The sequence below is a fragment of the Salmonella sp. NW645 genome (assembly GCF_051703725.1).
Classification (GTDB): Bacteria; Pseudomonadota; Gammaproteobacteria; order Enterobacterales; family Enterobacteriaceae; genus Salmonella; species Salmonella enterica.
Window position 1 is genome coordinate 1 of the sequence record NZ_JAMMKR010000003.1, and the last position, 20,934, is coordinate 20,934.

Here is a 20,934-nt window from a genome sequence, read left to right on the forward strand (position 1 = left end):
TTGGTGGGTCGTGCAGGATTCGAACCTGCGACCAATTGATTAAAAGTCAACTGCTCTACCAACTGAGCTAACGACCCACTTTTACGTTGCTTTCGAGTTGTTTAATATCCCGTGGCAACGGCGGCATATATTACTGATTTCAGATTTGAGCGCAACAAAAATTTCGACGCAGGGGGCTCAACTGCTTAGGAATCGCACGACGCGACCAGAAAAAAGGCGTTTTCTGGTCGCATGGTACGCATTACATCGCGTTAAGGCGCTTTTGCGCCTGTTTCGCGCCATCAGTGCCAGGATATTTGTTAATCACCTGCTGATAAACCGCTTTCGCTTTTGCCGTATAACCTTTGTCCTGCATGATAACGCCAACTTTGTACATCGCGTCCGCAGCCTTCGGCGACTTAGGATAGTTTTTTACTACCGAGGCGAAATAATAGGCGGCATTATCTTTTTTACCCTTGTTGTAATTCAACTGGCCCAGCCAGTAATTGGCGTTCGGCTGATAAGTAGAATCAGGGTATTTCTTGATGAAGTTCTGAAACGCCACAATCGCGTCATCCTGGCGAGACTTATCCTGCACCAGCGCAATTGCCGCATTGTAATCGGTATTCGCATCGCCACTTTGTACCGGCGCCCCTGAGGTTGCCGTACCGGCATCCGGGGCGGGGGTCGCAGCGGTTGCCGCCCCGCTCTGGTCACCAGCTGCTGGCTGCGCTGCGCCGCCATTATTTAAGCTCCCCAGCTGCAGCATAATTTGCTTCTGGCGTTCCATCACCTGATTCAGTTGATACTGATTTTCCTGGATTTGGCCGCGCAAAGAATCGATATCGGACTGATTATCGGAGAGCTGCTGCTGAAGTTGGGTTAAAAGCTGGCTGTGAGCGTTAGAGATACGCTCAAGTTGAGTGACGCGGTCTTCGACCGAGCCTGAGCCGACACTACTGATTGGCGCCTGAGCAAAAGCGGCCCAGGGGGCCGCTATGCCAACCAGTAACGACAGACTCAACAGGTGATGTCTGAAGTTACTGCTCATGCAATTCTCTTAGTAAACCAGTACAGCGCGACGGTTCTTAGCGTAAGCCGCTTCGTCGTGGCCCAGTACGGCAGGTTTTTCTTTACCGTAAGAAACGATGGAGATCTGGTCAGCGGAAACACCTTTACCCTGCAGGTACATTTTAACGGCGTTAGCACGACGTTCGCCCAGGGAGATGTTGTATTCAGGCGTACCACGTTCGTCCGCGTGACCTTCTACGGTGACTTTGTAAGACGGGTTGCTACGCAGGAAGTTAGCGTGCGCATCCAGCATTGCCGCGAAGTCAGAACGGATATCGTACTTGTCGAGATCGAAGTAAACGATGTTGTTCTGCTGCAGCTGCTGCATCTGCAGACGCGCTTGCTCTTCAGATGACATGTTGCCGTTGCCGTTAGCGTCCATACCAGTGCCGGCGCCGTTCAGCATGCCGCCTTCGCTACCGTCATTGCTGGCGTTCTTGTTGGAAGAACATGCCGCGATTGCCATAACAGGCAGGGCAATCATCAGGCCCTTCAGCACTTTGTTCAGTTGCATTTCTTTAATTCCTTTAGTAATCAATTAATTATTATCACAGATACGGCGACCAGGCAGGCGATTTCACCTGACCATCAGTTGCCGGAAGACGCGCTTTGAAACGCCCATCTGTAGAAACCAAATTCAGCACAGATCCCATCCCCTGAGAAGAGCTGTAGATTACCATCGTGCCGTTAGGTGCCAGACTTGGCGTTTCATCCAGGAACGTTGACGACAGAACCTGTACGCCACCCGTCACCAGATCTTGTTTGGCAATGTGCTGCTGCCCGTTATTTGAGCTTACCATTACCATAAATTTACCGTCGCTGCTGACATCCGCATCCTGGTTTTGCGAACCTTCCCAGGTAATACGCTGCGCCGCACCGCCGTTAATGTTCATTTTATACACTTGCGGACGTCCAGCCTGGTCAGAGGTAAAGGCCAGAGTCTGGCTGTCCGGGAACCAGGTCGGCTCCGTATTGTTGCTACGCCCGTCCGTTATCTGACGAATCTGGCCGGAGGCGAGATCCATAACGTACAGGTTCAGACTTCCGGTTTTCGATAACGCGAACGCCAGTTTCGTCCCATCCGGCGAGAAGGCCGGCGCGCCGTTGTGACGCGGGAAGGACGCAACCTGACGCACTGCGCCGTTTGCCAGCGTCTGGATAACCAGCGCGGAGCGACCGCTTTCAAATGTCACGTAAGCCAGTTTTGAGCCGTCCGGAGACCACGCCGGAGACATCAACGGCTGCGGAGAACGGTGCACCACAAACTGATTGTAACCATCGTAATCCGACACACGCAGTTCATACGGGAACTGACCGCCGTTAGTCTGTACCACATAGGCGATACGAGTACGGAACGCGCCCTTAATGCCCGTCAGTTTTTCAAAGACTTCGTCACTGGCGGTATGGCCTGCATAACGCAGCCACTGCTTGTTCACTTTATAAGAGTTTTGCGCCAGTACAGTCCCCGGCGCGCCGCCAGTGTCAACCAGCTGATAAGCAACATTGTAGGAACCGTCCGGATTCGGCGTGACCTGCCCAACGACGACGGCATCAATACCCAGCGCAGACCATGCGGTAGGCTGAACTTCCTGAGCGGTGGCTGGCTGCTGCGGCAGTCGGGACCGGTCTAACGGATTAAATTTACCGCTATTGCGTAAATCAGCCGCCACGATGCCGCCGATATCTTCAGGCGCAGCGCCCGGCCCGGCCCATTTAAAAGGCACAACGCCAATCGGTCGCGCCGAGTCCACCCCCTGGGTGATCTCGATACGGACTTCTGCGTGCAGCACCGCCGCCCACAGCATCAGAAAACCAAATGCTACTCGTAATGCCTGCTTCATCATATCTCCCATACCTGGGCCTGCGACCCACGATAATTTAGCAGAATGTTAACAAACTCAAATACACAAAACCACCAGGACCAGTAACAACTCAACTGCTCCAACTTCCATAAAGAAAAGTATCTACAGTTTAAAGTCTAGTTTGGCATCCTTTATTTTCTCATAAACAGCCTGGCTTGGCGGTTTAGGAATTTTCGCGGTTTTTGCCGCCATTAACGCCGCCTGACAAAGCGCCGGATCGCCGCCCTCAGACGTAATGCTTTTTAATGAGCCATCCGGCGCCAGGCTAATATGCAAGACACATTGTTTGCCCTGGTACAGGCTCGCATCATACAGGCGGCTCTGAATGGCGACCTGAATCTGTTTCGCGTAGGCGCTGATATCAGCGCCTGTCGCCCCACCGTTAGCGCCCGATGTACCGCTATCTTTCGATGGCTGGCCATTCCCTTTCGCGCCGCCGCCGGTTTTCGGCGCATTCTTACCCGAGCTGAGATCGCCAAGCAGATCGTCGACGCCTTCTGCGGCGGCCGCTTTTTCGGCAGCCGCTTTCTTCTTAGCGTCCGCCGCTGCTTTCGCCGCCGCGGCATCCGCTTTCTTCTTCGCCTCCGCCGCCGCTTTCGCCGCCTCGGCATCCGCTTTCTTCTTCGCCTCCGCCGCAGCTTTCGCCGCTTCGGCCTCCGCTTTCTTCTTCGCCTCCGCCGCAGCTTTCGCCGCTTCGGCCTCTGCTTTCTTCTTCGCGTCCGCCGCCGCTTTCGCCGCTTCGGCTTCCGCTTTCTTCTTCGCGTCCGCTGCCGCTTTTACCGCCTCGGCCTCTGCTTTCTTCTTCGCGTCCGCCGCCGCTTTCGCCGCCTCGGCCTCCGCTTTTTTCTTCGCGTCCGCCGCCGCTTTCGCCGCTTCTTCGGCCTGTTGCTGCTGCTGTTGCGCCAGTTTTGCCGCTTCTTCAGCCTGCTTTTGCTGCTCCTGAGCCGCTAAACGTTCTTTCTCAAGTTGTTTCAACCGCTCCTGTTCGGCAGCCTGCTTCTGCTGCAGCTCCTCTGCTTGCTGCTGTTGCAGCTTTTTACGCTCTTCTTCCGCGCGTCTGGCGCTGGCCTGTTGATCCTGCTGACGGTTGTACTGCTGCACAACGGCGCCAGGATCGACCATCACCGCGTCGATAGCGGAACCACCGCCGCCGCCGGCAGAAGCCTCTATATGCTCATCAAACGAACTCCAGATCAGCACTGCAAATAAGATGATATGCAGCACGGCTGAAATAATTATCGCCCGTTTGAGCTTGTCGTTTTGTTCGGTTGCCTTTGACACTCTCGGTTCCCAAAAAACTGTTCGCCTGTTACTCGCCGTCTTTCAAGCCAACGGGACGCAGACTTCAGATTGGCTGCGTCATTAAGCCAACCGATTTTACGCCCGCGCTGTGTAACAAGTTCAGCGCTTTAATTATTTCATCGTACGGCACCTCTTTCGCGCCGCCGATTAAAAAGACTGTTTTCGGATTAGCCTGCAGATGACGCTTTACTTCTGCGATCACCTGTTCAGACGGCAGTTGATCCATTCGATCTTTATCAACCACTACGCTGTATTGCCCTACTCCGGAAACCTCAATAATGACCGGTGGATCGTCGTTACTACTGACCGCTTGCGACTGATTCGCCTCCGGCAAGTCGACCTCCACGCTCTGGGTAATGATCGGCGCGGTTGCCATAAAGATCAGCAGCAGCACCAACAGTACGTCGAGCAGCGGTACAATATTGATTTCGGACTTAAGTTCGCGACGACCTCGTCCACGCGTTCTGGCCATGGCTTACCCCTTGTTGCTTTCGCTTACGGTAAACGCCTGGCGGTGCAGAATCGCGGTGAACTCTTCCATAAAGTTGTCGTAATTCAGTTCCAGCTTGTTCACGCGCTGATTCAGTCGGTTGTAAGCCATAACCGCAGGGATGGCGGCAAACAAACCAATCGCCGTGGCAATCAATGCTTCGGCAATACCCGGCGCAACCATTTGCAGAGTCGCCTGTTTCACCGCGCCCAGGGCGATAAACGCATGCATAATCCCCCATACGGTGCCAAACAGACCGATATAAGGACTGATAGAGCCTACCGTGCCAAGAAACGGGATATGCGTTTCCAGCGTTTCCAGCTCTCGGTTCATGGAGATGCGCATCGCACGCGACGCCCCCTCTACCACGGCCTCCGGTGCATGGCTGTTGGCGCGATGGAGCCGGACAAACTCTTTGAACCCGCTATAAAAGATTTGTTCCGAGCCCGACAGACTATCGCGTCTCCCCTGGCTTTCCTGGTACAGACGCGATAGTTCGATTCCGGACCAGAATTTATCTTCAAACGCTTCCGCCTCACGCGCAGCGGCGTTCAGGATACGCGTTCGCTGGATAATGATGGCCCAGGATGCTATTGAAAAACCAATCAAAATCAACATGATAAGTTTAACCAGAAGGCTTGCCTTCAGGAACAAATCAAGGATATTCATGTCAGTCACTGCTTAAACTCCGCGACAATAGACTTAGGAAGCGCACGAGGCTTCATTTTGAGTGGATCAACGCAAACAATCAGAACCTCTGCTTCATTTAGCAGCGTGTTCTCTGCGTTGACAATGCGTTGCGTGAAAACCAAAGCGGTGCCACGCATTGACGTAATTTCTGTTTGAACTTCAAGCATATCGTCGAGCCGCGCAGGCGCATAGTATTCCAGCGTCATCTTGCGCACCACAAAGGCGACCCGCTCCGCCAGCAGCACCTGTTGGCTGAAGTGATGGTGACGCAGCATCTCCGTGCGCGCTCTTTCATAAAAAGCGACATAGCTGGCGTGATAAACCACACCGCCGGCGTCCGTGTCTTCGTAATAAACTCGAATTGGCCATCGAAACATATACTTATTCATCCCTGCAGCCTCTTTGTTGGCGTCATCCGCTTGCCGCCGTAATGCCTCAAGAATGCCGTTGTATATCGCCTTGTATTCACTTTACATCCCGGTAATGCAACAAAAGTAGAGCTTTTAAACGTTGCTACTATACGCGCGGGAATGAGGCTTGGGAATGGGGGGAAGTTAAGGGAGAGTAAAAATATATGGGCTTATGCAAGCCCCTATATTTTTAAGGAGGTTTCTTATTCACAAGAAGAAGAAAATCAGGCCGACGATAAGGACAATATCCGCAAGGAGCGGACAAAAAATCCCTTGCCAGTGTACGGATTCAGGGCGAAAACCCACGCCGTGGATTATGCCTGCGCAAACCGCCCACATCAGCAGTAATCCGTGCCAGATTTCAAGCGTGCTGGTCCTGGCGGCAAACCGTGACGGGTCCCAGAACATACATCCTGCCAGCACTATCGCCATCACGAAGGAAAGCGCCCTTAACGGGCGCTTGTCCATTACCGCATACAGTTTTGCGATAATATGGGTCATTAGCTTTCTTCTTGACCGGTTTTACCCGCTTCAACGTGCTCAAGCGCCAGGGCGGTAATGATCCCGAATGCACAGGCAAGAAGCGTTCCCAGAATCCATGCGAAATACCACATTTTAAGCTCCTTACTTAGTACAGAGAGTGGGTGTTGCTTTCAATATGTTCTTTAGTGATACGACCGAACATTTTCCAGTAACACCAGCTGGTGTAGATCAGAATGATCGGTACGAACACCGCCGCAACCCAGGTCATCAGGTTCAGCGTCATCTGGCTGGATGTCGCATCCCACATGGTCAGACTGGCATTCATCATCGTGCTGGACGGCATCACAAACGGGAACATAGCGATACCCGCCGTCAGAATAATGCAGGCCAGGGTCAGCGAAGAGAACAGGAATGCCCACGCGCCTTTCTCCATACGGGAAGTCAGGATAGTCAGCAGCGGCAGAACCACGCCCAGAGCCGGAACCAACCACAGGATCGGAGCATTATTAAAGTTCACCAGCCAGGCGCCAGCTTCACGCGCCACTTCTTTAGTCAGCGGGTTAGAGGCGGCATGATGATCAATCGCGGATGTCACGACATAACCATCAATACCATACATTACCCAAACGCCCGCCAGCGCAAAGCACACTAATGTCACCAGCGCCGCAATCTGCGAGGTGGCGCGCGCGCGCAGGTGCAGTTCGCCAACGGTACGCATTTGCAGGTAAGTCGCCCCCTGCGTGATGATCATGCCTACGCTTACGATACCCGCCAGCAGACCAAACGGGTTCAGCAACTGGAAGAAGTTACCGGTGTAGTACAGACGCAGATACTCATCCACATGGAACGGTACGCCCTGCAACAGGTTGCCAAAGGCCACGCCAATCACCAGCGGCGGCACAAAGCTACCGATGAACACGCCCCAGTCCCACATGTTGCGCCAGCGCGGGTCTTCAATCTTGGAACGGTAATCAAAACCGACCGGACGGAAGAACAAAGACGCCAGCACCAGGATCATCGCCACATAGAAACCGGAGAACGCCGCAGCGTAAACCATCGGCCAGGCAGCAAACAACGCGCCGCCCGCGGTGATCAACCACACCTGGTTACCGTCCCAGTGCGGGGCGATAGAGTTAATCATAATTCGACGTTCGGTGTCGTTACGACCGAGGAAACGGGTGAGCATCCCCACCCCCATGTCGAACCCATCGGTGACAGCGAAACCAATTAGCAAAATGCCAACCAGCAGCCACCAGATAAAACGTAGTACTTCATAATCGATCATTTGACGACTCCTGTCTTAGCGTGCCGGCTGAGAAGTCACGGTGGACTGCTCAAAGTGATAGCGACCGGTTTTCAGGCTGCTTGGGCCAAGGCGTGCAAATTTGAACATCAGGAACAATTCTGCCACCAGGAACAGGGTATACAGGCCGCAAATCAGGAACATGGAGAACAGCAGATCGCCTACGGTCAGCGATGAGTTCGCCACGGCTGTCGGCAACACTTCGCCGATCGCCCACGGCTGACGACCATACTCGGCGACGAACCAACCTGCTTCAACCGCAATCCACGGCAGTGGAATACCGTACAGCGCCGCGCGCAACAGCCATTTTTTCTCACCGATGCGGTTACGAATCACGCTCCAGAAGGAAAGTGCGATGATCGCCAGCAGCAGGAAGCCGCACGCCACCATGATACGGAAAGCGAAGTACAGCGGCGCAACGCGAGGAATGGAATCTTTCGTCGCTTGCTGGATCTGCGCTTCGGTCGCGTCAGTCACATTAGGCGTATAGCGTTTCAGCAGCAGGCCGTAACCGAGATCTTTCTTCATGCTGTTGAACTGGTCGCGAACGGCCTGGTCGGTAGAACCGGCGCGCAGCTGTTCCAGCAGTTCATAGGCTTTCATCCCGTTACGGATACGCTCTTCATGCTGAACCATGAGATCTTTCAGGCCAATAACCGGCGTGTCCACGGAACGTGTAGCGATAATGCCGAGCGCATAAGGGATCTGAATCGCCAGATGGTTTTCCTGTTTGTCCTGGTCAGGAATACCGAACAGGGTAAAGGAGGCCGGAGCAGGTTGCGTTTCCCATTCGGCTTCAATCGCAGCGAGCTTGGTTTTCTGCACGTCGCCCATTTCGTAACCGGATTCGTCACCGAGTACGATAACGGACAGTACGGCAGCCATACCGAAGCTGGCGGCAATAGCAAAGGAGCGTTTAGCAAAGGCGAAGTCACGACCTTTCAGCATGTAGTAAGCGCTGATACCGAGGATGAACATCGCGCCGGTGACATAGCCGGACGCCACAGTGTGAACAAATTTCACCTGTGCTACCGGGTTCAGCACCAGTTCAGAGAAGCTCACCATTTCCATACGCATGGTTTCGAAATTGAAATCCGCAGCGATTGGGTTTTGCATCCAGCCGTTCGCTACCAGAATCCACAACGCGGAGAGGTTGGACCCCAGAGCCACCAGCCAGGTGACGCACATATGCTGAACTTTACTCAGACGATCCCAGCCGAAGAAGAACAGACCTACAAAGGTGGATTCGAGGAAGAAGGCCATCAAACCTTCGATGGCCAGCGGCGCACCGAAGATGTCCCCAACATAGTGGGAGTAGTACGACCAGTTTGTCCCGAACTGGAACTCCATGGTCAAACCGGTAGCCACACCCAGAGCAAAGTTGATACCAAACAACTTGCCCCAGAACTTGGTCATATCTTTATAAATCTGTTTGCCGGAAAGGACGTATACCGTTTCCATAATGGCCAGCAGGAACGCCATACCGAGCGTTAGCGGCACAAACAGGAAGTGGTACATCGCGGTCAAGGCAAACTGTAAGCGCGACAGTTCGACTATATCTAACATCATGACTCCTTGCTCATCGCATGAAGACTCCGAGAGTGAACCCCGTTAGAAAGGGTCACACGCATGCCCCAATACAAATTTATTTGCGGCCTTCCATCGTACTATCCCCTCGGGAAGGAAACAGTAATGATGAAAGGTTACAAACATGTTAATAAAAAACCCAAATTGATCCCGCAAATATATTACGCCGTAAAACCCTTACAATAAACAGGTTTTTAGTGGGTCAGATTTGCTTTTTTCGACAGCGATCAATTTATGGCTAATCTATCGCTTTTCAGGGAATTTGATCACGGACAATTTAACCAGTTTTGATGCTCTTTTCCAACATTTAAATATTGATTAAAATCAATTTTTGAAGTTAATGTTAATAATGTTTATTCATTGAATGCATGGTGAATTTTTTGTTAACTTTTTGTTTTTGCAAAGAGTAATTTCAAACCCCCTGTAAAAAGAGGCTTATTCGGTAAGGCTAAACATTTTGTGCGTTTTTTACTGCCCCTCATCCAGTAAAAAACATTCCACATTGATGTTCAATTATTGCTAAATAGCTCACAGATTTTTTCTGTAGGTTATCAACACTTATTATTTTATACATTTAGTCTATTTTTATTTTACTTATAATTAACACCGCAAAGAAACTATCTCATTGCACACGCGCCATCATCCCACCGGGATTACCCTGCCCCAACTTCCCTTTCCCGACGACTAACGGCCAGGATCATCTTGCCAGGTTATCGCCTTAATTATCGCTAATAAGCTTTCCAGATAGCCAGAAACAAACATTTTATTCGCTAATTTTTCTTTATTTCAATAACACCGTATTTGCCTCTCTATAATTATTATAGTGAAGATTCTGTTATCACCTTCACAGATTTACCCTCAATTTCTACGTCACTCATAGTGATAATTCTGTTTATTCGCAGCCATAAATACCCTTTAAACATGATTAATCACGAACGAATAGTGTCAATAAGTTCTTAATAATTTTTAAAGTTAACCTCTTTTAACCAGCAAAAGTTCATATAATTTATTAAACGATATCTTTAATACTTCAGGGAAATAATGCCGGTACTCTTATGATTAAAATAGCTGTTTTATTCTGCCATTAAACAAGCAGTCTGTGTAAGCGCGATACATCTGAGGAGACATGTAGTTCGCGCTCAGGCAAACATGCGCGGCCACAGAGTCAAGCGTCAATTTACTATAGAGGTTAGCGTCAACATAGTGTAATGCTGCAATGCGTTTTTTTCATGGCGGAAAGCGCATAATCCGTCTCCAGTGAGGTCGGCAGGTCTTTCACTAAGACAGCATCTGTATTTGCTGCAAAAGAGTTAACCGGCAAACTGAGTAAATTTACTGCCGCTGCCAGACAGTTATTATCAATTATTTTTAGACTCCACCATGTTTTTTAATGAGGCATTATTTTCCTATAGTTCAATATTTACAAAGCCAATAATTTTATATCCCGGATGCTTCACCCGTACTTTGCCACAAACAATAAAGCCATAAAAAAGGCCACCGTAAAGGTGGCCAACCATGTCGAAAACGGACATTTATCTGTTCCCGCAGGAACAGCGAGTTTTATTTTATAATTGCTTTCAGCGCTTCGCCGATATCGGCCAGGCTGCGAACGGTTTTCACGCCCGCGGCTTCCAGCGCGGCGAATTTTTCATCCGCAGTGCCTTTACCACCGGCAATGATGGCGCCAGCGTGGCCCATACGCTTGCCTTTCGGCGCGGTAACACCCGCGATATAGCCAACAACCGGCTTGGTCACGTGGTCTTTAATATAAGCCGCCGCTTCTTCTTCTGCGCTACCGCCGATCTCGCCGATCATCACGATCGCTTCAGTCTGCGGATCTTCCTGGAACAGTTTCAGGATGTCGATGAAGTTAGAGCCCGGAATCGGGTCACCGCCGATACCCACACAGGTGGACTGGCCGAAACCGTAGTCGGTGGTCTGCTTAACCGCTTCATAGGTCAGCGTGCCGGAACGGGAAACGATACCCACTTTACCCGGCTTATGAATGTGACCCGGCATGATGCCGATTTTGCATTCGCCCGGGGTGATCACACCTGGGCAGTTCGGGCCGATCATGCGTACGCCCGCTTCGTCCAGCTTCACTTTCACGGTCAGCATATCCAGCGTCGGAATACCTTCGGTGATGGTGATAATCAGTTTGATGCCTGCGTCGATCGCTTCCAGAATGGAGTCTTTGCAGAACGGCGCCGGGACGTAGATAACGGATGCAGTCGCACCGGTAGCTTCTACCGCTTCGCGCACGGTGTTGAACACCGGCAGACCCAGATGCGTAGTGCCGCCTTTGCCCGGCGTTACGCCGCCGACCATTTGCGTACCGTAAGCAATCGCCTGTTCGGAGTGGAAAGTCCCCTGGCTACCGGTAAAGCCCTGGCAGATAACCTTGGTATCTTTATTAATTAAAACGGACATTATTTCCCCTCCACTGCGGCAACAACCTGCTGAGCTGCATCCGTCAGACTTTTCGCTGCAATAATATTCAGGCCACTGTCAGCCAGTTTCTTCGCGCCGAGTTCAGCGTTGTTGCCTTCCAGACGCACCACCACCGGAACGTTAACGCCCACTTCTTCCACCGCGCCGATGATACCGTCGGCAATCAGGTCACAACGGACGATACCGCCGAAGATGTTAACCAGAACCGCTTTCACGTTGTCATCCGAGAGGATGATTTTAAACGCTTCGGTGACGCGCTCTTTGGTTGCGCCGCCGCCCACGTCAAGGAAGTTAGCCGGTTCGCCGCCATGCAGCTTAACGATGTCCATGGTGCCCATCGCCAGGCCCGCGCCGTTCACCATGCAACCGATGTTGCCGTCCAGCGCGACGTAGTTCAGTTCCCACTGCGCCGCCTGCGCTTCACGCGGATCTTCCTGAGACTGGTCACGCATTTCACGCAGATCCGGCTGGCGGAACAGCGCGTTGCCGTCAGCGCCCAGCTTGCCGTCGAGGCAAATCAGATCGCCCTGCTTAGTGATCACCAGCGGATTAATTTCGATTAGCGCCAGGTCGCGCTCAAGGAAAATGGTTGCCAGGCCCATAAAGATTTTGGTGAACTGCTGCACCAGTTTACCTTCCAGACCCAGTTTGAACGCCAGTTCACGCCCCTGATACGGCATCGGGCCGGTCAGCGGATCGAGCGCGACTTTATGGATCAGATGCGGGGTTTCCTCCGCGACTTTTTCGATCTCTACGCCGCCTTCGGTAGACGCCATAAAGACCACGCGACGAGAACTACGGTCAACTACCGCGCCGAGGTACAGTTCTTTGCCGATGTCGGTCGCCGCTTCAACCAGAATCTGGTTTACCGGTTGGCCATTAGCGTCTGTTTGATAGGTCACCAGACGTTTGCCCAGCCAGTTTTCCGCAAAGGCGCGAATCTCTTCCTTGCTTTTTACTACCTTCACACCGCCCGCTTTGCCGCGGCCGCCAGCGTGAACCTGACATTTCACTACCCACGGGCCGGCGCCGATTTTAGACGCGGCTTCTTCGGCTTCACGCGGAGTAGTACAGGCATAACCCACCGGCGCCGGTAAGCCATAGCGGGCAAAAAGTTGTTTTGCCTGATATTCATGTAAGTTCATGTGTTCTGTCCATCCTTCAGGTAATCGTTATCTTTAGACCTGTAGGCCTGAAAGCTGCGCGCCATCAGGCATTACACCATCGCCGGATGGCGGCGTGAACGCCTTGTCCGGCCTACAGGTAGCAGGTGATGCTCTTGCTGACTACACGTCCAACAGCAGACGGGTCGGATCTTCCAGCAACTCTTTGATGGTGACCAGGAAGCCCACGGATTCGCGACCATCGATCAGGCGATGATCGTAAGAGAGCGCCAGGTACATCATCGGCAGGATTTCTACCTTGCCATCCACCGCCATCGGCCTGTCTTTAATAGCATGCATTCCCAGAATCGCGCTCTGCGGCGGGTTGATGATCGGGGTAGACATCAGCGAACCGAATACGCCGCCGTTGGTAATGGTAAAGTTACCGCCGGTCAGGTCTTCTACGGTCAGCTTGCCGTCGCGGCCTTTGACAGCCAGTTCTTTAATTTTTTTCTCAATGTCAGCCATGCCCAGCGTATCCACGTCACGCAGGACCGGCGTGACCAGGCCGCGCGGCGTAGACACCGCCATGCTCACATCAAAGTAGTTGTGATACACCACGTCATCGCCGTCGATAGAGGCGTTCACTTCCGGATAACGCTTCAGCGCTTCCACTACCGCTTTCACGTAGAAGGACATAAAGCCCAGGCGGATACCATGACGTTTTTCAAACACTTCGCCATACTGCTTACGCAAATCCATAATCGGCTTCATGTTGACTTCATTGAAGGTCGTCAGCATGGCGGTGGAATTTTTCGCTTCCAGCAGACGCTCGGCCACGCGCTTACGCAGGCGGGTCATTGGCACGCGTTTTTCGCCGCGCGCGCCCAGAGCGGGTTGTGCTGCAGGTTCAACAGCGGGTGCTTTAGACTCGCCTTTCGCCAGATGTTTTTCCACATCTTCACGGGTCAGACGCCCACCCACACCAGTGCCTTTAATGGCGCTGGCTTCCAGATTGTGTTCAGCCAGCAGGCGACGGATCGCCGGGCTGAGCGCATCGTTGTTTTGTTCTTCCAGCGACGCCTGCTGGCGCTGTGCCGGCGTAGACGCTTTCTCTTCAGATTTCGCGCTGGTCTCTTTACCCGCGCTGTTGCCTTCACGCAGGCGACCCAGGATCTGGCGAGAGGTGACAGTCGTCCCCTCTTCTTCCAGAACCGCATCCAGAATGCCGTCCGCTGATGCCGGTACTTCCAGTACCACTTTGTCAGTTTCGATTTCTACCAGCACTTCGTCACGAACAACCGCATCGCCCGGTTTTTTATGCCAGGTGGCGACGGTCGCGTCCGCTACGGACTCAGGCAGGTCGGGAACAAGAATATCTACGCTACTCATTATTTATCCTTTATTTAATCGACGTTCAGCGCGTCATTAACCAGATCTTGTTGCTGTTTCTGGTGAACGGACATATACCCTACCGCCGGAGAGGCGGAGGCCGGGCGACCTGCATAACGCAGAGCGGCCCCAAACGGAATCACTTCACGGAAATGATGCTGGCTGCAGTACCATGCGCCCTGGTTGAGCGGCTCTTCCTGGCACCAGACAAAATCATGGACGTGAGCGTATGGTTGCAGCGCTTCCTGCACCGCTTTATGCGGGAACGGATAGAGCTGTTCGATGCGCACGATAGCGACATCTTTCTGGTCGTTTTTGCGACGTTGTTCCAGCAGGTCGTAATAAACCTTACCAGAACACATTACCACGCGTTTTACGGCTTTAGGGTCCAGCTCGTCAATTTCGCCAATGGCCGGCTGGAAGGAACCGTTCGCCAGTTCATCAAGCGTGGAAACCGCCAGCGGGTGACGCAGCAGCGATTTCGGCGACATCACCACCAGCGGACGACGCATCCCGCGCAGCGCCTGACGGCGCAGCATATGGTAGACCTGCGCCGGAGTGGACGGCACGCAAACCTGCATATTCTGCTCGGCGCAAAGTTGCAGATAACGTTCCAGACGCGCGGAGGAGTGCTCCGGCCCCTGCCCTTCATAGCCGTGCGGCAACAGCATCACCAGACCGCACATCCGACCCCATTTCTGCTCGCCGGAGGAGATGAACTGGTCAATCACCACCTGCGCGCCGTTGGCAAAATCGCCAAACTGCGCTTCCCAGATAGTCAGGGTACGTGGTTCCGCCGTGGCATAACCGTATTCAAAAGCCAGCACCGCTTCTTCAGACAGCACGGAGTCCCAGACTTTAAACTGTCCCTGACCGCTGTGAATATGCTGCAACGGCGTATACGTTGAGCCGTTCGTCTGGTTGTGGATCACCGCATGACGATGGAAAAAGGTGCCGCGACCAGAGTCTTCCCCGGACAGGCGCACCGGAATGCCTTCATCGACCAGCGTGGCGTAAGCCAGATTTTCCGCGCCGCCCCAGTCAAACAATTTCTCGCCTGCCGCCATTGCCTGACGGTCGCCATAAATTTTCGCCACGCGAGACTGCATTTCAATGGCTTCCGGCACGGTGCTGATACGTTTTGCCAGCTCCTGCAGGCGCTTCATTTCTACCTTGTTCGGGTATGCTTCATCCCATTCGTGGTTTAGATACGGCGACCAGGTGAACGAGTGCATATTCATCGGACGCCACTCTTTCACCACGCATTCGCCTGCATCCAGCGCATCGCGATAGAGGTTGACCATTTCGGTGGCATCTTCCAGCGTTGCGACCTTATCAGCTTCCAGTTTGTCGGCGTAGATTTTACGCGGCGTCGGATGCTTTTTGATTTTCTGGTACATCAGCGGCTGGGTTGCGCTTGGCTCGTCGGCTTCGTTGTGGCCGTGACGGCGGTAGCACACCAGATCGATGAACACATCGCGTTTAAAGGTATTACGGAAGTCCAGCGCCAGACGGGTCACAAAAGCTACGGCTTCCGGATCGTCCGCATTGACGTGGAAAATCGGCGCCTGGACCATTTTACCGATATCGGTGCAGTAAGGCGTTGAACGCGCATCCAGTGGGTTAGAGGTGGTGAAACCCACCTGGTTGTTGATAACGATACGTACCGTACCGCCCACTTCGTAACCGCGCGCTTTCGACATGTTCAGGGTTTCCTGAACCACGCCCTGGCCGGTCACCGCGGCGTCGCCGTGAATAGTGATCGGCAACACTTTGTTGCTGCTCGGTTCGTCCAGTCTGTCCAGACGGGCGCGCACGGAGCCCATCACCACCGGGCTCACAATTTCCAGATGCGATGGATTAAACGCCAGCGCCAGGTGAACCAGACCGCCTTCGGTTTCGATATCTGACGAGAAGCCCATGTGATACTTCACGTCGCCGGTACCCAGATGTTCTTTATGCTTACCGGCAAATTCGTCGAACAGATCCTGCGGTTTTTTACCCAGTACGTTGATCAGCACGTTCAGGCGACCGCGGTGCGCCATCCCCAGCACCACTTCGCGAGTGCCGCTGTTACCCGCATGGCGAACCATCTCTTTCAGCATGGGTATCAGCGCATCTCCCCCCTCGAGCGAGAAACGTTTCGCACCCGGGAATTTGGCACCCAGATAACGTTCCAGCCCTTCAGCGGCGGTCAGCTCGTTCAGGAAGCGTTTTTTCTCGTCAGCGCTAAAGGCCGCGCGACCGGATTCGATGCGCTGTTGGATCCAGCGTTTCTCTTCGGTGCTGGTGATGTGCATATACTCAGCGCCAATCGGGCCGCAGTAGGTCTGTTTGAGCGCGTCGAGCAGCTCGCCCAGCTTCATCGTCTCTTTGCCGCTGGCAAAGGAGCCGACATTGAAGGTTTCCTGGAAATCGGCCTCGGTCAAATCATGGAAAGAAGGATCCAGATCCGCCACGCGTTCTTGTTTCCACAGTCCCAGCGGATCGAGGTTTGCATGCTGATGGCCACGGAAACGATAAGCGTTGATAAGCTGCAGGACTTTAACCTGCTTCACATTGGTGTCAGGGTCGGAAATCGTAGAAGAGTGACGTGAGCCAGCCAACGCCTGCCGCCGGAAATATTCACGTGTTTTTGAATGGAGTTGATCCGGTTTGACTCCGGTACCAGGTAACTGCTGGAACGTCAAACGCCAGTTAGCGTCTACCGAGTCAGGATCGGTTAAGAAGTCTTCATAGAGCTGTTCTATCCAGCTCTGATTCGAACCAGAGAGGTAAGAAGAGTCCAACCAGGCTTTCAAAGCGCTGTTCTGCATCGTGATCCCTTAAGCATCTTTTCTGCTTATTTAATACTCTAAATAGGTCACGTTTCAGGAAGGCGGCAAGCTTGCGAATCCCTGGGAGCTTACATCCAGTAAGTGACCGGGGTGAGCAAGTGCAGCCAACGCACATGCAACGTGATCTATGACGAGTATTTCGCCGTGGATACTAACCACGCATACGCTGTATGCGTGCCGGGGTTCACTTGTTGCGGACTGTCGTGTCATCTGCGTCCGCTAAGGAACCTTTAAAAACTGTCTAATAATCTTCGCTGTTCAGGCTACGACTGCGTTGCGGCCTTCGCTCACTCCGGTCACATAGTTAACTATGCTCCCGAAGATTCGTTCAGACCGCGCCTTGTCTCGCTCTGAACATCTCGATTATTACTAATCATATGGCAGTTTTTAGAGGTTTCCTGCACTTCTATTGCCCGATGGCGCCTGGCTTATCAGGCCCACAGAATACGTAACCTGTAGGCCGGATAAGACGGTACGTCGCCATCCGGCAACTACTACAACTACTTATGCGCTACGCTGCAACAGCATCGACTTAATATGGCCGATAGCGCGCGTCGGGTTCAGTCCCTTAGGACATACACTGACGCAGTTCATAATGCTGTGACAGCGGAATACGCTGAATGCATCGCTCATCCCTTCCAGACGACTATCGGTCTCGGTATCACGGCTATCGATCAGGAAGCGATACGCCGCGAGCAGACCCGCCGGACCGATAAACTTATCCGGGTTCCACCAGAATGACGGGCAGGATGTTGAGCAACAGGCGCAAAGAATACATTCATACAGCCCATCGAGTTTTTCACGCTGCTCCGGCATCTGCAGATGCTCACGAGCCGGTGGATTTTGCCCATTATTCAATAAGTAAGGCTTAATCTTCTCATATTGTGCGTAGAATTGCCCCATGTCTACCACCAAATCGCGGATCACCGGCAAACCGGGCAGCGGGCGAATCACAATCTTCTTACCCGGCTGAGTCAGCGCCGAAATAGGGGTAATACAGGCCAGACCATTCTTACCGTTCATATTCAAACCATCAGAACCACACACGCCTTCGCGGCAGGAACGGCGGAAAGAAAGGCTGGGATCTTTTTCTTTAAGCTGGATTAACGCATCCAGCAGCATCATGTCACGCCCTTCTTCGCCTTCCAGGGTGTAGTCCTGCATACGCGGAGCGTTATCGACATCCGGGTTATAACGATAAATCGAAAATTCGAGTTTCATCATCCTGTCTCCGCAATTAATAAGTACGAATCTTCGGCGGGAACGCCGGACGCAGTTTCGGTTCCATATTGACGCTTCGGCGCGTCATGGATTCCGTTTGCGGTTGATACAGGGTATGACACAACCAGTTGGCATCATCACGCTCCGGGAAATCGAAGCGGCTATGCGCGCCGCGGCTTTCCGTCCGGAAGTTGGCTGATACGGCAGTGGCGTAGGCGGTTTCCATCAGGTTATCCAGCTCCAGACACTCAACACGCTGGGTATTAAACTCGCTGGACGTGTCATCCAGACGGGCGTTTTTCAGACGCTCGCGGATCACTTTCAACTGCTCAAGCCCTTTCGCCATCGCGTCGCCTTCACGGAATACGGAGAAGTTATGCTGCATACACTCCTGCAACGCTTTGCGGATAGCCACCGGATCTTCGCCATTGCGGTTATTGTTCCAGCGATTCAGGCGCTCCAGAGAACCTTCAACGTCAGACTCGCTGGCGTCGCGCAGCACGCCCTGCTCGGCGATGGATTCCTGTAAATGCAGCCCCGCCGCACGGCCAAAGACCACCAGATCCAGCAGTGAGTTACCGCCCAGACGGTTGGCGCCGTGAACCGATACACAGGCGATTTCGCCTACCGCAAACAGCCCCGGAATCACCACATCTTCGCCCTGCTCGTTCACGGTCAGCGCCTGACCGGTCACTTTAGTCGGAATACCGCCCATCATGTAGTGGCAGGTCGGGATAACCGGAATCGGCTCTTTCACCGGGTCAACGTGGGCGAATGTGCGGGACAGCTCCAGGATACCCGGCAGGCGAGATTCCAGCACCTCTTTACCCAGGTGATCCAGTTTCAGTTTAGCGTGCGGCCCCCACGGACCATCACAGCCGCGACCTTCACGGATTTCGATCATGATGGAACGCGCCACCACGTCACGACCCGCCAGGTCTTTGGCGTTCGGCGCATAACGCTCCATAAAGCGCTCGCCGTGTTTGTTCAGCAGGTAACCGCCTTCGCCGCGGCAGCCTTCTGTCACCAGCACGCCCGCCCCGGCGATACCGGTCGGGTGGAACTGCCACATTTCCATGTCCTGCACCGGGACACCGGCACGCAGCGCCATACCGACACCGTCACCGGTATTGATATGAGCGTTGGTGGTGGACTGGTAGATACGGCCTGCGCCGCCGGTCGCCAGCACCGTCGCGCGGGCTTTGAAGTACACCACTTCACCGGTTTCGATGCACAGTGCGGTACACCCCACCACCGCGCCATCCTGGTTTTTCACCAGATCCAGCGCATACCATTCGGAGAAAATCGTGGTGTGGTTTTTCAAATTCTGTTGATACAGCGTATGTAGCAAGGCGTGACCGGTACGGTCAGCCGCTGCCGCGGTACGTGCCGCCTGCTCGCCGCCAAAGTTTTTCGACTGGCCGCCGAACGGGCGCTGATAGATACGTCCATCATCAAGACGGGAGAACGGTAGCCCCATGTGCTCCAGTTCCAGAATCGCTTCCGGTCCGGTCTTACACATATATTCGATGGCATCCTGGTCACCAATGTAGTCCGACCCCTTAACGGTGTCGTACATGTGCCATTCCCAGTTATCTTCATGGGTATTGCCGAGCGCCACGGTGATACCGCCCTGCGCGGAAACGGTATGGGAACGGGTCGGGAAGACTTTCGAGAGCAGCGCACAGGTTTGGCCGCTTTGGGAAATTTGCAGCGCCGCGCGCATACCTGCGCCACCGGCACCAATCACAACAGCATCAAATTCTCTGACTGGCAGTTTCATTACACACCCCACACCACAACAAATCCATAGATGACGTAAACCACCAGCGCAACAACAATAACGAGTTGCAGTATCAGACGCACTGCTAGTGGTTTAACGTAGTCGGTTAACACCTGCCACATGCCGATCCAGGCATGAATCAAGATGGAAAAAAGCGCCAGCAGGGTGAAGACTTTGGTGAAGGCCGATGAGAAGAAACCGGTCCAGGCTTCAAAGGTCAGTTCGCCGCTCGTGGCGAAAAAACCCACCATGTAGATGATGTATAACGTCAGAACGATAGCGGTAGCACGGACCAGGATGAAGTCATGTACGCCATTGCGTCCTAATGCGGAGGCGTTGCTTACCATACGAGGACTCCTGCGAGAAGTGAAAGCACGACAGTGATAACAAAAGAGATTTTGGCAGAGCGTTGACCCGCTTCGAATGTTTCTTCCAGATAGCCAAAATCCATTAACATGTGACGAATTCCCACGATGACGTGATACGCCAGCGCGGTAAGGATGCCCCACATGATAAATTTAACGATGAAGCCGTCCATAATGTCGGCGGCCTGCTGGAATCCTTCCGGAGAAGAGAGGCTGGTGCCCAGTAGCCACAGTAGTATGCCGACGGCGATGAAAGTAATCACACCGGATACGCGATGGAGAATGGACGCTATCGCTGTGATGGGGAACCGAATCGTTTGTAGATCCAGATTGACAGGTCTTTGTTTTTTCACATTTCTTATCATGAATAACGCCCACATGCTGTTCTTATTATTCCCTTAAGACTTCGGTTACAGAGGTGAATCTACCTGTAGCCAGAAAGACGACGGGATTTCCTTCCTCCGGTCTGCGTGCGGGTCAGACAGCGTCCTTTCTATAACTGCGCGTCATGTAAAACACTGCTTCCAGTAGCTAAAACGACACGTTACAACGCTGGGTGGCTCGGGATTGCAGGGTATTCCGGAGACCTGGCGGCAGTATAGGAC

19 protein-coding genes and 1 tRNA gene are annotated in these 20,934 nt (G+C 53.1%); all 20 read right to left on the reverse strand.

What is annotated here, in order from left to right; genetic code table 11:
* Position 1 precedes the first annotated feature (1 nt).
* A tRNA-Lys gene (locus NA389_RS07165) sits at positions 2–77 on the reverse strand.
* 164 nt (positions 78–241) lie between these two features.
* Positions 242–1,030, reverse strand: a complete 789-nt coding sequence (cpoB, locus tag NA389_RS07170) for a cell division protein CpoB (protein ID WP_079917121.1) — start codon at positions 1,028–1,030, stop codon at positions 242–244.
* A 9-nt stretch (positions 1,031–1,039) separates the two neighbouring features.
* The gene (gene pal / locus NA389_RS07175; RefSeq protein ID WP_001176621.1) at positions 1,040–1,564 is read right to left on the reverse strand and encodes a peptidoglycan-associated lipoprotein Pal; all 525 of its coding nucleotides are present in this window, start codon (positions 1,562–1,564) and stop codon (positions 1,040–1,042) included.
* A gap of 34 nt (positions 1,565–1,598) precedes the next feature.
* A complete protein-coding gene (gene tolB / locus NA389_RS07180) occupies positions 1,599–2,891 on the reverse strand; it encodes a Tol-Pal system beta propeller repeat protein TolB (protein ID WP_001562341.1) in 1,293 nt (430 codons plus the stop codon).
* Positions 2,892–3,014: 123 nt separating this feature from the next.
* Positions 3,015–4,193: a cell envelope integrity protein TolA gene (tolA, locus tag NA389_RS07185; RefSeq protein WP_000030589.1), complete on the reverse strand. Its 1,179-nt coding sequence runs from the start codon at positions 4,191–4,193 to the stop codon at positions 3,015–3,017.
* A gap of 64 nt (positions 4,194–4,257) precedes the next feature.
* Positions 4,258–4,686 (reverse strand): colicin uptake protein TolR, encoded by a 429-nt coding sequence (tolR, locus tag NA389_RS07190; protein ID WP_000124676.1) that lies wholly within the window; start codon positions 4,684–4,686, stop codon positions 4,258–4,260.
* A 3-nt stretch (positions 4,687–4,689) separates the two neighbouring features.
* Complete coding sequence (tolQ, locus tag NA389_RS07195; protein WP_000131318.1) at positions 4,690–5,382, reverse strand: Tol-Pal system protein TolQ; 693 nt, start codon at positions 5,380–5,382, stop codon at positions 4,690–4,692.
* Positions 5,379–5,783: a tol-pal system-associated acyl-CoA thioesterase gene (gene ybgC / locus NA389_RS07200; RefSeq protein ID WP_001046240.1), complete on the reverse strand. Its 405-nt coding sequence runs from the start codon at positions 5,781–5,783 to the stop codon at positions 5,379–5,381. Before ybgC ends, tolQ begins: the two co-directional genes overlap by 4 nt.
* A gap of 228 nt (positions 5,784–6,011) precedes the next feature.
* Positions 6,012–6,305 (reverse strand): cyd operon protein YbgE, encoded by a 294-nt coding sequence (ybgE, locus tag NA389_RS07205; RefSeq protein ID WP_000148790.1) that lies wholly within the window; start codon positions 6,303–6,305, stop codon positions 6,012–6,014.
* Positions 6,305–6,418 (reverse strand): cytochrome bd-I oxidase subunit CydX, encoded by a 114-nt coding sequence (gene cydX, locus NA389_RS07210; protein ID WP_000270278.1) that lies wholly within the window; start codon positions 6,416–6,418, stop codon positions 6,305–6,307. The genes ybgE and cydX overlap by 1 nt, the downstream gene beginning before the upstream one ends.
* Before the next feature lie 14 nt (positions 6,419–6,432).
* Positions 6,433–7,572 (reverse strand): cytochrome d ubiquinol oxidase subunit II, encoded by a 1,140-nt coding sequence (cydB, locus tag NA389_RS07215; RefSeq protein ID WP_000568258.1) that lies wholly within the window; start codon positions 7,570–7,572, stop codon positions 6,433–6,435.
* Between the two features lie 15 nt (positions 7,573–7,587).
* Complete coding sequence (cydA, locus tag NA389_RS07220; RefSeq protein ID WP_000884369.1) at positions 7,588–9,156, reverse strand: cytochrome ubiquinol oxidase subunit I; 1,569 nt, start codon at positions 9,154–9,156, stop codon at positions 7,588–7,590.
* 1,581 nt (positions 9,157–10,737) lie between these two features.
* Positions 10,738–11,607 (reverse strand): succinate--CoA ligase subunit alpha, encoded by an 870-nt coding sequence (gene sucD / locus NA389_RS07225; protein ID WP_000114631.1) that lies wholly within the window; start codon positions 11,605–11,607, stop codon positions 10,738–10,740.
* The gene (gene sucC / locus NA389_RS07230; protein ID WP_001048590.1) at positions 11,607–12,773 is read right to left on the reverse strand and encodes an ADP-forming succinate--CoA ligase subunit beta; all 1,167 of its coding nucleotides are present in this window, start codon (positions 12,771–12,773) and stop codon (positions 11,607–11,609) included. Before sucC ends, sucD begins: the two co-directional genes overlap by 1 nt.
* A 141-nt stretch (positions 12,774–12,914) precedes the next feature.
* On the reverse strand, positions 12,915–14,123 hold the full coding sequence (gene odhB / locus NA389_RS07235) for a 2-oxoglutarate dehydrogenase complex dihydrolipoyllysine-residue succinyltransferase (RefSeq protein WP_000099858.1): 1,209 nt from the start codon (positions 14,121–14,123) through the stop codon (positions 12,915–12,917).
* Positions 14,124–14,137: 14 nt separating this feature from the next.
* Entirely contained in the window at positions 14,138–16,939 is a 2,802-nt protein-coding gene (gene sucA / locus NA389_RS07240; RefSeq protein WP_001181500.1) for a 2-oxoglutarate dehydrogenase E1 component, read from the reverse strand.
* A gap of 525 nt (positions 16,940–17,464) precedes the next feature.
* Entirely contained in the window at positions 17,465–18,181 is a 717-nt protein-coding gene (gene sdhB / locus NA389_RS07245) for a succinate dehydrogenase iron-sulfur subunit SdhB (RefSeq protein ID WP_001537859.1), read from the reverse strand.
* 16 nt (positions 18,182–18,197) lie between these two features.
* Complete coding sequence (gene sdhA / locus NA389_RS07250; protein WP_000775561.1) at positions 18,198–19,964, reverse strand: succinate dehydrogenase flavoprotein subunit; 1,767 nt, start codon at positions 19,962–19,964, stop codon at positions 18,198–18,200.
* Complete coding sequence (sdhD, locus tag NA389_RS07255) at positions 19,964–20,311, reverse strand: succinate dehydrogenase membrane anchor subunit (protein WP_000254356.1); 348 nt, start codon at positions 20,309–20,311, stop codon at positions 19,964–19,966. Before sdhD ends, sdhA begins: the two co-directional genes overlap by 1 nt.
* A complete protein-coding gene (gene sdhC / locus NA389_RS07260) occupies positions 20,305–20,709 on the reverse strand; it encodes a succinate dehydrogenase cytochrome b556 subunit (protein ID WP_000263340.1) in 405 nt (134 codons plus the stop codon). The genes sdhD and sdhC overlap by 7 nt, the downstream gene beginning before the upstream one ends.
* Between the last annotated feature and the right edge of the window lie 225 nt (positions 20,710–20,934).